The organism is Halopseudomonas pachastrellae (assembly GCF_900114765.1).
Classification (GTDB): domain Bacteria; phylum Pseudomonadota; class Gammaproteobacteria; order Pseudomonadales; family Pseudomonadaceae; genus Halopseudomonas; species Halopseudomonas pachastrellae.
In genome coordinates, this window is the sequence record NZ_FOUD01000004.1 from 18,936 (window position 1) to 32,544 (window position 13,609).

Sequence of the window (13,609 nt, forward strand, 5' to 3'; positions counted from 1 at the left end):
GGCAGTTTGCCGCAATCAGTCCGGCCTGTCCATAAGTGGAATATTGACATCAGATGTCAGCATGATGGCAGCATTATAGCGCAAACTTATTTTTGGCCAGCGCGGCGGGCGAGTGCGGCGAATTCGTCCTTTGAGACTTCGCCCTGAATGCGCAGGTCACGTTGTTCGCTGCCGTCGGCGGCAAAAAACAGGTAGGCCGGTGGTCCGAACAGCTGCTGACGGGTCAGCCACTCGCGCTGGGCGGGGGTGTTGTCCGTCACATCCAGCTTGAGCCGCAGGTGACTGCCCAGTAGCGTCTGGATGTCGGGCTTGTTGAGGATGGTGCGTTCCATGACCTTGCAGCTGATGCACCAGTCGGCGTACAGGTCGACGATGGCTGGCTGGCCGCGTTCAGCCGCTTGCGTCAGCGCCTGTTGCAGTTGGGCGGGGTCGTCCACGGTGGTGAAAAATGCGCTGCTGGCGCTGTTGCCACCGCCGGTCAGCGGCTGCAGCGGGCGCAGTGGATCTTCGCCCCCCGCCAGCGCACCAAACAGGGCGGCTGCCGCGTACAGGCCAAACAGCAGGGCGATGGTCTGGCGCAGATACTGCCCGCTTTGTAGCGACGCCAGGCGTACCGCAAGACCGGCTGCCAGCGCCGCCCACAGCGCCAGACTCAATGGGCCGGGCAGAACCCGCTCCAGCAGCCAGATGGCTACCGCCAGCAGGCCAAAGCCGAACAGGTGCTTGACCGTTTCCATCCAGGGGCCGGAGCCGGGCAGCAGGCTTTTACCGAACAGGGTGACCAGCAGCAGCGGTGTGCCCATGCCCAGGCCCAGGGCAAACAGGTTGATGCCGCCGCCCAGGGTGTCACCGGTGCTGCTGATATATACCAGCGCGCCGGCCAGCGGCGCAGAAATGCAGGGCGATACCACCAGCGTAGACAGCGCGCCCATGGCCGTTGCGCCGGGCAGCGAGCCGCCGTGGGCGCGCCGGTTCAGGCGCTCCAGTGGTTCACGCATAAAGCCCGGCAGGCGCAGGTCAAAGACACCAAACATGGCCAGAGCGAACAGCACAAAGAACACCGCAAAGGTGCCCAGCAGCCAGGGCGATTGCAGGCGCGCCTGCAGATTCAGCGCGGCGCCAAAGCTGCCGATCAGCGCGCCGACAATGGCCAGGGTGACGGCCATGCCCAGCACATAGCCCAGCGCCAGGTTCATGGCGCGGCCGCGACCGATCTGGCTGCGGCCCAATACCATGCTGGACAGGATTGGCAGCATCGGCAGCACGCAAGGTGTGAACGTCAGGCCCAGGCCGGCGGCAAAGAACAGCAGCAGGGTAACCAGACCGCCGCGCTCGTCAGCAGGCGCGGGCTCGCTGGTGTTGCTATCTGCCGGCGTGCTGGCGGTGTCGCCGCCAGCGGCTGCGGTCAGCGCCAGGCTGACCGTCTCGGGTGGGTAACACAGGCCTGCATCTGCGCAACCCTGAAAGCCCAGATTCAGGCTGCGCGTGTCGGCAGGCAGTGCTGCCGGGTCCAGTGTAATCTGCAGTTGGTTGTAGTACACCTCCACATCACCGAAGTACTCGTCGGTCTTGTGAACCCCCTCGGGCAGCTGCATTTGCAGGGTTTTGCCCGTGTCGGTAGTGACCTGCAGGCGGTGACGGTAGAGATAGTAGCCGGGTGCGATGTCGACGATCAGGGCCAGGCGCTGGCTGTCGGAGTCCAGTACGCCCGGTCGGAAAGCCTGGTGGACCGGGAGAAAGTCGGCCTGATTGCTACTGCCCTGCAGCAGGCTGCTGCCGCTGCGGCTATCGGTGAACTGGGCGTGGGCAGCGCTGGCGCATAAGAGCAGCGTGAACAGGACGAAACGAAACGCGGACATGGGATAACCGGCCTGAAAAACAGAGGGTCATCATACGGTGTGCGTGGGGCTGGCGAAAGGGCGCGGCCGCCGCAGAGCAGCCGCGCAAGTGTTGCCAAATAGGACAAGGACGCGCTGACCAATTCCGCATGCCCCCTGGCGTGTGGATCGGGTCAGCGCTTGCTCAGATGCGAAACGCCGAGACAGCCGACAACAGCGCGCGGCTGCGCTGGCTGATTTGCTGGGTGTGCTGGCGGGTGTGGCCGACCATGCTGAGATTGGCGTCGCTGAGCTGGTGGATCTGCTGGCTGTTTTCGCGAATGGTGCGCACACGGTCCGATTGGGCGTCGGTATGGGTCGCAATGTGCTCGGCCAGCTCGGTGATACGGTCGATCGCATTAACGATACGCCCCAGTGCCGCATCAGCCAGCTGGCCCTGCTCGGCGGTGTGGCGCGCCTGCTTGACCTGCTCCTCCATTTGCCCGGCCGATTGGCGGGCGACCTCTTGCAGGCGTTCGATCAACTGGCGAATCTCCTGGGTGGAGCCGGCGGTACGCTGGGCCAGGCCGCGCACTTCGTCTGCGACCACCGCAAAGCCGCGGCCGGCCTCACCGGCCCGTGCGGCCTCGATGGCTGCATTGAGCGCCAGCAGGTTGGTTTGCTCGGCAATGCCCTGGATCACCTGCAGCACGCCACCGATGGTGTCGGATTCGGCCACCATACGGTCGATGGTGCGGGCACTGGCCTGCACCTCCTGCACCAGTTGCTGCATCTGGGCGATGGTGCCACCGATGACTTGCTGGCCGTCACGTACTTCACGGTTGGCGACGCGGGCCAGCTCGGCGCTTTCGCCGGCATTGGTGGCGACCAGGCGGATGGCTTCGTCCATGCCGCCAATGTCCTGATTGATTGACTGGGTGTCGCGTTGCTGCTGGGCGGCGCGGTCGTGGGTGTCGGCCGACAGGCGCTCCAAGTCGTCGCTGGTGCCGCTCAGGGCCTCGGCTTGCTGGTTGATGGTGGTCACCAGTTCGATCAGATATTGGCGCAACTGATTGGCTGCCAGCTCCAGTTGTTTCAGCTCGCTGATGCGTGAGCTGGACTCCACCGGTTGGGTAAAGTCGCCTTCGGCGTAGGTCGAGAGCACCGGCGCAAAGCGGCCGATCGCCTTGGACAGGGCCCGCTGCGAGCGCTCGATCAGCAGGGCGATAACAATAATGAGCCCGATAATGGCCAGCTGGACGTTGCGCACCTGACTGGTGATGCCGTCGCGGGCGGCGGTGAGTGCCGGGCGCATCTGGGCGGCGCCCGCCTGCAGGCTGTCGATACGTTCACCGGTGATGCTCTGCAGCTGGGCGCGCTCGACGATCAGTGCGCTGGTGCGTTCCAGCTCGCCCGGATAGCGGTTAAGCAGTGACAGCAGGGTGCGCTTGTAATCGGCGCCGGGGTCGGTTGCTTCGCTGCTGTTGCTGGTGGTCACCCCCAGCAGGGAGGCGAAGGGGTCGTTGCTGCTGTCCTTTTCTTCCACCACGCCGAGCAGGGGCAGGGCATCAAGCGCGCTGGCGCGCTCCTGCGCGGCCTTGACCAGGCGCTGCAGGTTGGCCAGCAGGGTCGGGTCGTTCTGGCTGAACAGCTTGCCTCGCGCCAGGCTGATACGCAGCAGGTCGCCTTGCAGTTCATCGGTCAGGCGCACGTACTCCATCGCCTGGCGAGCACCTTGCTGCTGGCCGTCGCGGGCGTAGCTGGCCATGTGATCCAGCTCGGCCTGCATTTCACGCTCGGCCTGGGTCAGCAATCCTTGCGGGTCGCCCGACAGCTTGCCCACCGCCAGCAGGTCGGTCTGCATGAATTCGATAAAGGTGGTCAGCGGGGCGGCGAGTGGCTGGCGGATATCGTCCGGAAAAGCCTGCAGGCTTTGCTGCAAAGCCTCGGCAGTATGCTGCGCCTGCTGCAGGCGCACGGCGTCGCCGCTCAGCCGGTAGGCCTCGGTATCGCGCTGCAGGGCCTGGGTCTGGCTGACAATGTTGAGGTAGGCGTCCATCAGCGTGTAAGGGACCTTAAGCGCCTGTTGGGCCCACCAGAGGCTGGCGGCCAGGGCGATGCCGACGGCAGCCAGCAGACAGGTGTTGAACAGGGTCAGGGTTTTCAGGCGCATGAGCGAGCCCTCGGCAGGTCGAGACGGGTGCGATAATAGTGTCAGTTGTGTGACAGCTTGATGAAGGATGGCAATGTGCCTGCGCGCAGTGGCAGCAAGATAGAGCCTTCGGCCTGATCGGGCGGGCAGGCAGTGGCCGGCGATGATATGCTGGGCGCATGACAGTTACAGGAGTGCGGATATGGCATTTGGCAAAGGAAAATCTTCATCTCACGGCACCGATAACCCCTGGCTGAGCAAGCTGCTGCTGGTGCCTGTGCTGCTGGTTCTGCTGATTCTGCTGCTGGTGGGCTGGTACTGGAGTCAAGAGCCGGGTCTGGAGCCGGTTGTCGGTACCCCCAAGGCCGACCAGGTAAGTGGTGAGTACACCGCCAGAACCGTGCGCGGGCTGGTTGTCACGCTGCTGGACAAGCCCGGTGGCTACCTCAGCAACGACATCATGCCGCCCGGTCTGCTGATGGATAACATGCCCCGCTGGGAATACGGCGTGCTGGTGCAGGTGCGGGACATGACCCGTGCACTGCGTCGTGACATGGCGCGCTCCCAGTCGCAGTCCACCGAGGACCGGGATCTGGTCAAGGCCGAGCCGCGCTTTCACTTTGATCACAACAGCTGGGCCATGCCCGCCAGCGAAAGCGAGTACCGCGACGGCGTCAAGGCACTCGATAGCTACATCGCCCGTCTGGGCCGGGGTGAGGCCAATTTCTATTCCCGTGCCGACAACCTGTCCAGCTGGGTCAGCGACGTCAGTACCCGTCTTGGCTCGCTGTCGCAGCGCCTGTCTGCCAGTGTCGGGCGCGCCCCGCTGACCGATGGCGGTAAGTTGGGTGAGACCACGCCCTGGCTCGAAATTGACGATGTGTTCTATGAAGCACGTGGCACCTCATGGGCGCTGGTGCAGCTGCTGCGCGCTGTTGAGCATGACTTTGGTGATGTGCTGGAGAAGAAGAATGCGCTGGTGAGCCTGCAGCAGATTATCCGTGAGCTGGAGGCGACCCAGCAGACGCTGTGGAGCCCCATGGTGCTCAATGGTGATGGCTTTGGCATGCTGGCCAACCATTCGCTGGTCATGGCCAACTACCTGTCGCGCGCCAACGCCGGCCTGATCGAGCTGCACCGCTTGCTGGAACAGGGCTGATACGTGGATCAACAACAGGTTGAGGCCTATCTCAAGGCCTCAGGGGCTGAGCGGGTGGTGTATGTTGATGAGCACGACCAGCCGCTCGGCGAGGTCACCCGCGCCGAGGCGCAGGCGCGGGGGCTGATTACCCGCTGCACCTTTATTTTTGTGTTCAACAGTCGTGGTGAGTTGTGCGTGCATCAACGCACCGCCCACAAGCGGCTGTATCCTGCCTTTTGGGATGTGGCGGCTGGCGGCGTGGTCGCCGCAGGCGAAAGTTACCTGGAGGGGGCCGAGCGGGAGTTGGCTGAGGAGTTGGGGGTGCAGGGCGTGCCGCTGACCGAACACTTCCGCTTTTACTTTGATTCGCCTGACAGCCGCCTGTGGGCCGGGGTCTTCAGTTGTTGCTGGGATGGCCCCTTGCGGCTGCAGCCGGAGGAAGTGCAGGCGGCCCGTTGGGTCGATCTGCACGATGACTGGCGACGTGCTGGCGAGCAGTACGCACCTGACTCGCAGGAAGCCCTGGCGCGTTTGTTGAAACACCCTTCTTTGGATCTTCCTGCATGAAAAAGACTGGTTTGCAGGCCCTGGGTGGCCTGGTCTATTCCACTGACTCTGGGCGCATGTGCCCAGACTGTGAACAGCCTCAGACTGAATGCCGCTGCGCCGAGCAGGCGGTGCCCGAGGGTGATGGCATTGCTCGGGTGCGCCGTGAAACCAAAGGGCGTGGCGGTAAAACCGTGACCACGGTGAGCGGCGTGCTGCTCAATGCCGATGACCTCAAGGCGCTGGCCAAGCGCCTGAAGAACCGCTGTGGCTGCGGTGGTGCGGTTAAAGACGGGGTGATCGAGATCCAGGGAGACAAGGCCGAGCAGGTATGTGAACTGCTGAGCGCCGAAGGCTACAAGGTCAAGCGCGCAGGGGGCTGAACCTTGGTACATTCCCGGCGCTGGCTGGCCTACTGGCAGGATCGCGCCGCCCAGCGTCGCGTCTGGGCCATTGCCCTTCCTCTGATTCTCTCGAATATCAGCGTGCCGCTGGTCGGTCTGGTCGACACGGCGGTGATCGGCCACCTGGACGCGGCCTATCATCTCGGCGCGGTGGCTGTTGGCAGCACCCTGTTCACCTTCGTTGTCTGGCTGGCGGGCTTCCTGCGCATGGGCACCACCGGTTTTGCGGCGCAGGCCTGCGGCGAGGGCGATGGCGCCGAGCTGCGGCGTATTCTGCTGCAATCGGCCTGGCTCGCGGTGTTGATCAGCCTGCTGGTGTGGTTGCTGCGTACGCCATTGCTGGAGCTGGGGCTGCACTACCTGAACAGCAGCGCCGAGCTGCTTGAGCACGCGCGGGCCTACTTCCAGATCCGCCTGATCAGTCTGCCGGCGGCGCTGATCAACTTTGTACTGATCGGCTGGTTTATCGGCGCTCAGAATAGCCGCGCGCCCTTCGCCATATTGCTGACGGTGAATCTGGTCAACATAGCGCTGGATCTGCTGCTGGTCGCGCTGCTCGGTCTGGGTGTCGAGGGGGCGGCCTGGGCCAGCGTGTGTGGTGACCTGTGCGGGCTGTTGCTCGGACTGGCGTTGCTAGGGCCGGTCCTGCGGCAGTACCCCGGCCGCTTCAATTGGCTGCGGGCGGTGCAGCTCAAGGGCGCGGCGCTCCTGCTGCGAGTTAACCGTGACATTCTGATCCGCACGCTGGCGCTGCAGTCGGTGTTCTATCTGCTGGTTGTGCAGGGCGCGCGCCTGGGAGACGAGGTGGTGGCGGCCAATGCCGTACTGCTCAACTTCTTGCTGATTACCTCCCATGCACTTGATGGGCTGGCGCACGCACTGGAGGCGCTGGGTGGTCACGCGCTGGGCAAGCGTGACAGGCGCGCATTGCGGCAGGTACTGGTTATAACCACCGGCTGGTCGCTGCTGCTGAGTCTGGCGTTTATGCTGGCATTTGCGCTTGGCGGCGATCTGCTGATCGCGCTGTTGACCGACCTGCCGGGTGTCAGAGCACAGGCGCAGCAGTACCTGGGGTGGGTCGCGATCATGCCGTTGGTGACGGTCTGGAGCTATCTTCTGGACGGATTATTTATCGGCGCGTCGCGGGCACTGGCCATGCGCAATACGATGTTGCTGGCGCTGGTTTGCTATCTGCCGCTGGCCTGGGGCTTGCAGGGGCTGAACAATCACCTGGTCTGGTTTGGTTTTTTGACGTTTATGGCGTTACGCTCGTTGTTTCTGGGCGGCTGGTTTGCCTGGCTCTGGCGTGCGGATCGCTGGATGCCGGCGAGTTAGAGGCGATGTCGGGGCGTTAGGCCCTGCGCGGTGAGGGGGAGCAATGATTGAGGCAGCTATTCCAGTAGATGAGTCACAGCGTCTGGCAGCGCTCAGGTCCATGCAGCTGTTGGATACCCCGCCCGATCCCCATATCGACGCGTTGCTGCGCATCGCCCAGCGGCTATTTGGCGTCAGCAGCACGCTGGTGACTCTGATCGACACTGACCGTCAGTGGTTCAAGGGGCGCATTGGCGCGACCGATCTTGAAGGGCCGCGTGATGTGTCCTTCTGTGGTCACACCATTTTGTCTGAAGACATTCTGTACGTGCAGGATGCGCACAGCGATGAGCGTTTTTTTGATAACCCTGCCGTAACGGGTTATCCCTTTGTGCGGTTTTACGCCGGTATCGCGCTGCATGCGCCGAACGGCAGCCGGATTGGATCGTTCTGTGTGCATGACACTATGCCACGGGGCTTGACCGACGCTGAACGTGATGCGTTGGGGGACTTTCGGCAGTTGTTTGAGGCCTTGTTTGTCGCCCATCAGCTGCGTATGGATGCGGCCTGGTTGCAGGAAGCGCTGGGTGCTGCGGAACGACGGGCGCTGATTGATCCGCTGACCCAGCTGTGGAATCGCCAGGGGCTGCGCACCATGCTGCCTGCCTTGGTCAGTCGGGCAGAGCGCGAGGAGCTGAAAGTGGGGTTCATCTACGGCGATCTGGATCATTTCAAGCGCATCAACGACGAGCACGGGCACGCTGGCGGGGATCAGGTGCTGATCCAGTCCGGGCAGCGTATGGTGGCGGCCATTCGTCCGCATGATTTGGCGATCCGGTTGGGTGGGGAAGAGCTGGCGGTGCTGGCGCTGGTTGCCGATGAGCAGGAGCTTGGGCTGATGGCCGAACGCTTGCGTCTGGCTTTTTGTCGTCAGCCGTTTGAGCTTGAGGCCGGGGCGCTGGATGTCACCATCAGCCTGGGTATTGCTGTGGCTGAGCCGAGCGAGGTTGGCGATGATGGCCATACGCTGCTCGAGCGTGCCGACGCTGGTCTGTATCAGGCCAAGCGAGAAGGGCGCAACCGGGTAGTGCGCGGCTAGGCGCGGCGCAGCCACCAGTGCAGGTAGCGCCCCAAGTGCTGGTAGGTCGGGTGTCGACTGTATTGCAGCTCAAAGTCGATCAGGTCCTCGAGGCTACTGTTGCTGCAGAACGGCTCCGGCATGTAGTCGTAAAACACCCTCACGCCGCTGGTGCCCAGGCATTCAAGCCCGGCGGCCCGGGTCCAGAGCTGCACCTCGCGTGGGTCCAGCGGTTGCTGCGGTGTCAGGCCGCTCTTGCCCTGGCCGGACAGCGGTTTCTTGCGCAGCTTCTTGAACTGTCCCTTGACCAGATTCTTGTAGATCAGCGCATCGCGGTTATAGAACGCCAACGACAGGGCGCCGTGCGGTAACAGCAGCGAGGTCAGTTGCTGCAGCGCTGCTGCCGGTTCCGCCAGCCACTCCAGTACCGCGTGAAAGACCACCAGATCGTATTGTTCACCCTGTTCGGCGAGCGCCTGCAGCGGCAACTGCAGGTAGCGCACCGGTTGCGGGGGATTGCTCGCGTCGATACGCTCGCGGGCCCGGGCCAGCATCACGTCCGATGGCTCGGCGACGGTCAGCTGATGCCCCAACCCTGCCAGCCAGCCGCTGACTTGCCCAAGCCCGGCCCCGATGTCGAGGATGCGCAGCGGCGTGTCGGCCTGCATAAGCGCAGGCAGCCACTGCAGCATATCGCGCTGCAGGACGGCGAGGCGAATGGCGCCTTTGGGACTGTCATAGATGCGTTCGGCAAAACGCGCGCCCAGGTGGTCGAAATAGCGATCAGTCATGGCCAGACTCTGACGTGCAGGCATAAAAAAAGCCAGCTTGTGGCCGGCTTTTTAGCGGGGCGAAACGCTTATTTTTGGTAAGCGTTTACAGCCTTGACGATTTCCGCACGGGCTTCTTCAGCGTTGCCCCAACGGTCGATCTTGACCCACTTGCCAGCTTCGAGATCCTTGTAGTTCTCGAAGAAGTGCTGGATTTGCTGAATCAGCAGTTCCGGCAGGTCGGTGTATTCCTTGATGTCACGGTACAGCACGGTCAGTTTGTCGTGCGGTACGGCGATCAGTTTGGCATCTCCGCCGCCATCATCAGTCATGTGCAACACGCCAACCGGGCGGGCACGAATGACCGAGCCCGGAGCAACCGGGTGCGGGGTAACAACCAGCACGTCCAGCGGGTCGCCGTCGTCTGCCAGGGTGTTGGGGATGTAGCCGTAGTTGGCCGGGTAGAACATCGGGGTGGCCATGAAACGGTCAACAAACAGCGCGCTGCTGTCCTTGTCGATCTCGTACTTGATCGGCGCGTGGTTGGCTGGGATTTCGATGGCGACGTAGATGTCGTTGGGAATGTCTTTGCCGGCGGGGATCTTGTCGTAGCTCATGGGTTACCTGAGGGGCCGTAGTGTAAAAGTGGCCGGCATTATAGGCGCATCGGGCGGGTGATACCAAGCAAAAACAGGGTGAACCTTGGTCGTAGTTCGGCAGGGGCAGGGCACTCTCCCATCACCCGCTTCAGAACGGCCGGGGCAGACTCCGCTGGCATCAACCGTCATCCCGGGGCAGGTCACCGGACGGCGTCGGCCGCCCGGGCGGGCAGGCTTATTTCAGTTTCAGGGCGAAGTACATGAAATCGTGGTCGTTGCTGAAACCGAGGGAGCGATACAGGCTTTGGGCGGCAATGTTGTCTTCGCCGGTCATTACGGTCATGCGCTCGATGCCGGCTTCGCGGGCCAGGTTTTTGGCGTGATTGATCAGTTTGTCGGCTACCAGCTGGCGGCGCGCTTCTTCAATCACATAGATGCCCTTGAGCACCCAGCTGGCTGACAGCGTCAATGCGGAAAAACTCGGAATGAACTGGCAGAAGCCCAGCGCCTTGCCGGTGTCGTCGTCTTCAGCGACCAGAATGATGGCCTGCTCGTGCACCAGGCGCGCTTCAAGGAAGCGGCGGGATGCTTCCGGCTTGGCCAGTTGCCCGTAGGTCTCGCGGTACTTGATGAACAGCGGGGTCACTTCGTCGAGGTGGTCAACATCGGCTTGTACTATGCGCATACGAATCCCCTGTGATTGGTCATTAAGTGTCTATGGAGTTTTTAGTGGTCACTCTCAGCATCCTGCATCAGCCCTGTGCAATCTGCAATCGCAGCACGCAAAAAACCGCCGGGCCCTAGCGGGCTGCGGCGGTTTTTATTGTCGTTCTGGTCTGAGTATGGACACCATGGCGGCAAGGGGGGCATTTTTTGCTGACCGCCTGTCGTCTGAGCTCGGTCGGTAGTCGTTTGAGCAGGCGCAACTGACCAGATGGTCTGGCGAACTCCGGGCGCAGGGCGCGTTCAAAGTCATCCGGGCGGATGCGCCCCTGATTGCCGCAAAGCGGTTGCCTGCCGAGTGCAGGCGCGAATGCTTGACATGCGCTCGCGTGTCGCCATCCTGTTCCCGCTTTCAGCGTAAACTGTAGCCCTACGACAGGGACAAGGATTATTCATGCACCTCCACATTCTCGGTATCTGCGGCACCTTCATGGGGTCACTGGCCCTGCTGGCCCGCGAATTGGGCCATGAGGTCAGCGGCTCCGATGCCAACGTCTACCCGCCCATGAGCACGCAACTGGCCGAGCAGGGGATCGTACTGCAGGAGGGCTATGACCCGGCGCACCTTACGCCGGCGCCGGATCTGGTCATTGTCGGTAATGCCATGGCGCGCGGTAACCCGGCGGTGGAGTACATGCTCGATCAGGGCATGCCCTACGTGTCCGGCCCGGAATGGCTGGCCCGTCACGTACTGCAGGATCGTTGGGTGTTGGCGGTAGCCGGCACCCACGGCAAGACGTCTACTTCCAGCCTGCTGGCCTGGCTGCTGGAAGATGCGGGTATGTCGCCCGGTTTTCTGATTGGCGGGGTGCCGCAGAACTTTGGTATTTCCGCCCGCCTTGGCGGTACGCCCTTCTTTGTGGTGGAAGCAGACGAATACGACAGCGCCTTCTTCGACAAGCGTTCCAAGTTTGTGCATTACCGTCCGCGCACGGCGGTGCTGAACAACCTGGAATTTGACCATGCGGATATCTTCCCTGACCTGGCGGCCATCGAGCGTCAATTTCACCACTTGGTGCGCACCGTTCCCGCATCCGGCCTGATCATCCACCCGGCGCAGGACGAGGCGCTGCAACGCGTGATCAAGATGGGCTTCTGGACGCCCTGTCAGACCACCGGTGAGGGCGGAACCTGGCAGGCGCGCCTGCTGAGTGACGACGGCTCCCGCTTTGAGGTCTGGCTCGATGGTGAGCTGCAGGGCGTTGCCGAATGGCAGCAAACCGGCCAGCACAACGTGGCCAATGCACTCTCGGCTCTGGCGGCCGCGCGCCATGTCGGCGTGACGCCGGCGCAGGGGATTGCCTCTCTGGGCGGTTTCCGTAATGCCAAGCGGCGCATGGAGAAGCTGGCCGAGATCAACGGCATTAGCGTGTACGACGATTTTGCCCACCACCCCACGGCCATTGCCACCACGCTGGCCGGCTTGCGCGCGCAGATTGGCGATGCGCCGCTGATTGCAGTCATTGAGCCGCGCTCCAACACCATGCGTCTTGGCAGCCATATGGCGGCGCTGCCCGCCAGTGTCGCCGATGCCTCACAGGTGTTCTGGTATCAGCCGGCCGGACTGGACTGGTCGCTGGATGGCGTGGTCTCGGATAGCCCGGTTCCGGCGCAGGTGGCCAATGATCTGGATGCCATTGTCGAGCAGGTAGTGGCTGCGGCAACGCCGCAAACGCGGGTGGTGGTGATGAGTAACGGCGGCTTTGGCGGTATTCACCAGCGCTTGATTCAGGCGCTGGAGGCGCGTCATGGCTGAACGGGTCACACTGGCGGTTACCGGTGCATCGGGTGTGCAGTACGCGATGCGCCTGCTTGGTTGCCTGGTCGAGGCGGGCGTTGAGGTGTCGTTTCTGATCTCGCAGGCGGCGCAGCTGGTGGTCGCCACCGAAACCGAGTGGCAACTGCCGCCCAAGCCACAGGCGCTGGAGCAGTACCTGGCCGAACAGTTCGAGGCCGCGCAAGGGCAGATCAAGGTCTACGGCAAGCAGGACTGGATGGCGCCGGTGGCCTCAGGTAGTGGCGCGCCCGCGGCGATGGTGGTGTGTCCTTGCTCAACCGGTACGCTGTCTGCGATTGCGACCGGCGCCAGTAATAACCTTATCGAGCGCGCCGCCGATGTGGCGCTGAAGGAGCGTCGCAAGCTGATTCTGGTGCCGCGCGAGACGCCGCTGTCGAGCATTCATCTGGAAAACATGCTGAAGCTCAGCCAAATGGGCGCGGTGATCATGCCGGCGAGCCCCGGCTTTTATCACAAGCCGCAGTCGATTGATGATCTGGTCGATTTTGTGGTGGCGCGAATTCTGGGGCAGTTGGGAATGGAGCAGGCGCTTATTCCGCGCTGGGGAGAGTAGCCCCCCGACCGGCGTGCGGCTGGTCGGGAGCCTCTGAGTGTCTGATTAGATCAGACGAAGTACAGCGACAGGCCTTCGGAGATGAATGCGGGCTTGTCCACGCCTTCGATTTCCAGGGTGTTGCGGGCTTTGAGCAGCCACTGGCCCGGGTTTTTCTCGGTAACGTCAATGATGGTGCTGTGCAGGCGCACACGCGAGCCAACGCGCACCGGCTGGATGAAACGCAGGCTGTCCATGCCGTAGTTGACGGCCATTTTCAGACCTTCCGGACGCGGCAGCAGACCTTCGGACAGGGTCGGCACCAGCGACAGCGACAGGAAACCATGGGCGATGGTGCCGCCGAACGGGGTCTTCTTGGCTTTTTCTTCGTCGATGTGAATGAACTGGTGATCGCCAGTGCACTCGGCGAACTGGTTGACGCGCTCCTGATCGACCAGCAGCCAATCAGAATGCCCCATGTCCTTGCCGATGAGGGAAGTAAGTTCAGATACGGGAATGGCTGTCATATTGCTCTCCGTGACTCTTATTGTGTGGGGTGCGCCCGGCAGTGTTACCCTGCGGCGCGAAGGTGTCTACGCCAGCATGTTTGCAAGGGGGCGGGTGGGGGTCAATGCGATGCAGGCTTTCATTGGTTTGCTGAATGATCCAACCACCTGTCGGCAGGCTATGTCGGGTGGGCGAGATTGACAAGAGGGCGCTGAGCAGGCGGCCTCC

At 62.7% G+C, this 13,609-nt stretch carries 13 protein-coding genes; 7 read left to right on the forward strand and 6 right to left on the reverse strand.

From position 1 onward, the window contains the following. Window positions 1–86: 86 nt before the first annotated feature. Entirely contained in the window at window positions 87–1,859 is a 1,773-nt protein-coding gene (dsbD, locus tag BM116_RS03870) for a protein-disulfide reductase DsbD (RefSeq protein WP_083723743.1), read from the reverse strand. A 163-nt stretch (window positions 1,860–2,022) separates the two neighbouring features. After that, the gene (locus BM116_RS03875) at window positions 2,023–3,990 is read right to left on the reverse strand and encodes a methyl-accepting chemotaxis protein (RefSeq protein ID WP_083723741.1); all 1,968 of its coding nucleotides are present in this window, start codon (window positions 3,988–3,990) and stop codon (window positions 2,023–2,025) included. 142 nt (window positions 3,991–4,132) lie between these two features. Between BM116_RS03875 and BM116_RS03880 the strand changes: the two genes are divergently transcribed. The 5 genes from BM116_RS03880 to BM116_RS03900 are packed head-to-tail and all read left to right on the forward strand — an operon-like array spanning window position 4,133 to window position 8,473. After that, window positions 4,133–5,128 (forward strand): DUF2333 family protein, encoded by a 996-nt coding sequence (locus tag BM116_RS03880; protein WP_083723739.1) that lies wholly within the window; start codon window positions 4,133–4,135, stop codon window positions 5,126–5,128. A gap of 3 nt (window positions 5,129–5,131) precedes the next feature. Beyond that, window positions 5,132–5,677: an NUDIX hydrolase gene (locus tag BM116_RS03885; RefSeq protein WP_083723737.1), complete on the forward strand. Its 546-nt coding sequence runs from the start codon at window positions 5,132–5,134 to the stop codon at window positions 5,675–5,677. Next, window positions 5,674–6,039: a translation initiation factor Sui1 gene (locus tag BM116_RS03890; protein ID WP_083723735.1), complete on the forward strand. Its 366-nt coding sequence runs from the start codon at window positions 5,674–5,676 to the stop codon at window positions 6,037–6,039. The genes BM116_RS03885 and BM116_RS03890 overlap by 4 nt, the downstream gene beginning before the upstream one ends. A 3-nt stretch (window positions 6,040–6,042) precedes the next feature. After that, a complete protein-coding gene (locus tag BM116_RS03895) occupies window positions 6,043–7,395 on the forward strand; it encodes an MATE family efflux transporter (RefSeq protein ID WP_235846688.1) in 1,353 nt (450 codons plus the stop codon). A gap of 43 nt (window positions 7,396–7,438) precedes the next feature. Beyond that, window positions 7,439–8,473: a GGDEF domain-containing protein gene (locus BM116_RS03900; protein WP_083723733.1), complete on the forward strand. Its 1,035-nt coding sequence runs from the start codon at window positions 7,439–7,441 to the stop codon at window positions 8,471–8,473. Here BM116_RS03900 and BM116_RS03905 read toward each other — a convergent pair. The 3 genes from BM116_RS03905 to BM116_RS03915 form a co-directional block, all read right to left on the reverse strand. Further along, complete coding sequence (locus BM116_RS03905) at window positions 8,470–9,243, reverse strand: methyltransferase domain-containing protein (protein WP_083723791.1); 774 nt, start codon at window positions 9,241–9,243, stop codon at window positions 8,470–8,472. The genes BM116_RS03900 and BM116_RS03905 overlap by 4 nt on opposite strands. A gap of 68 nt (window positions 9,244–9,311) precedes the next feature. After that, window positions 9,312–9,839, reverse strand: coding sequence for an inorganic diphosphatase (ppa, locus tag BM116_RS03910; RefSeq protein ID WP_083723731.1), 528 nt, complete (start codon window positions 9,837–9,839; stop codon window positions 9,312–9,314). Between the two features lie 217 nt (window positions 9,840–10,056). Continuing rightward, entirely contained in the window at window positions 10,057–10,506 is a 450-nt protein-coding gene (locus tag BM116_RS03915; protein WP_083723729.1) for a GNAT family N-acetyltransferase, read from the reverse strand. A gap of 432 nt (window positions 10,507–10,938) precedes the next feature. Between BM116_RS03915 and mpl the strand changes: the two genes are divergently transcribed. Both mpl and BM116_RS03925 read left to right on the forward strand, forming a co-directional pair. Next, window positions 10,939–12,300, forward strand: coding sequence for a UDP-N-acetylmuramate:L-alanyl-gamma-D-glutamyl-meso-diaminopimelate ligase (mpl, locus tag BM116_RS03920; RefSeq protein WP_083723727.1), 1,362 nt, complete (start codon window positions 10,939–10,941; stop codon window positions 12,298–12,300). Next, entirely contained in the window at window positions 12,293–12,895 is a 603-nt protein-coding gene (locus tag BM116_RS03925; protein WP_083723725.1) for a flavin prenyltransferase UbiX, read from the forward strand. Before mpl ends, BM116_RS03925 begins: the two co-directional genes overlap by 8 nt. Window positions 12,896–12,945: 50 nt before the next feature. On the opposite strand, the gene BM116_RS03930 is transcribed toward BM116_RS03925, so the two are convergent. Further along, entirely contained in the window at window positions 12,946–13,401 is a 456-nt protein-coding gene (locus tag BM116_RS03930; protein ID WP_083723723.1) for a MaoC family dehydratase, read from the reverse strand. Window positions 13,402–13,609 lie beyond the last annotated feature (208 nt).

Bases quoted from the DNA above. Each gene is read 5' to 3' on its own strand.
- BM116_RS03900 (WP_083723733.1), top strand. From the start codon at position 7,439: ATGATTGAGGCAGCTATTCCAGTAGATGAGTCACAGCGTCTGGCAGCG.
- BM116_RS03880 (WP_083723739.1), top strand. From the start codon at position 4,133: ATGATATGCTGGGCGCATGACAGTTACAGGAGTGCGGATATGGCATTT.
- BM116_RS03930 (WP_083723723.1), bottom strand. From the start codon at position 13,401: ATGACAGCCATTCCCGTATCTGAACTTACTTCCCTCATCGGCAAGGAC.
- BM116_RS03905 (WP_083723791.1), bottom strand. From the start codon at position 9,243: ATGACTGATCGCTATTTCGACCACCTGGGCGCGCGTTTTGCCGAACGC.
- BM116_RS03890 (WP_083723735.1), top strand. From the start codon at position 5,674: ATGAAAAAGACTGGTTTGCAGGCCCTGGGTGGCCTGGTCTATTCCACT.
- dsbD (WP_083723743.1), bottom strand. From the start codon at position 1,859: ATGTCCGCGTTTCGTTTCGTCCTGTTCACGCTGCTCTTATGCGCCAGC.
- mpl (WP_083723727.1), top strand. From the start codon at position 10,939: ATGCACCTCCACATTCTCGGTATCTGCGGCACCTTCATGGGGTCACTG.
- ppa (WP_083723731.1), bottom strand. From the start codon at position 9,839: ATGAGCTACGACAAGATCCCCGCCGGCAAAGACATTCCCAACGACATC.
- BM116_RS03915 (WP_083723729.1), bottom strand. From the start codon at position 10,506: ATGCGCATAGTACAAGCCGATGTTGACCACCTCGACGAAGTGACCCCG.
- BM116_RS03875 (WP_083723741.1), bottom strand. From the start codon at position 3,990: ATGCGCCTGAAAACCCTGACCCTGTTCAACACCTGTCTGCTGGCTGCC.
- BM116_RS03925 (WP_083723725.1), top strand. From the start codon at position 12,293: ATGGCTGAACGGGTCACACTGGCGGTTACCGGTGCATCGGGTGTGCAG.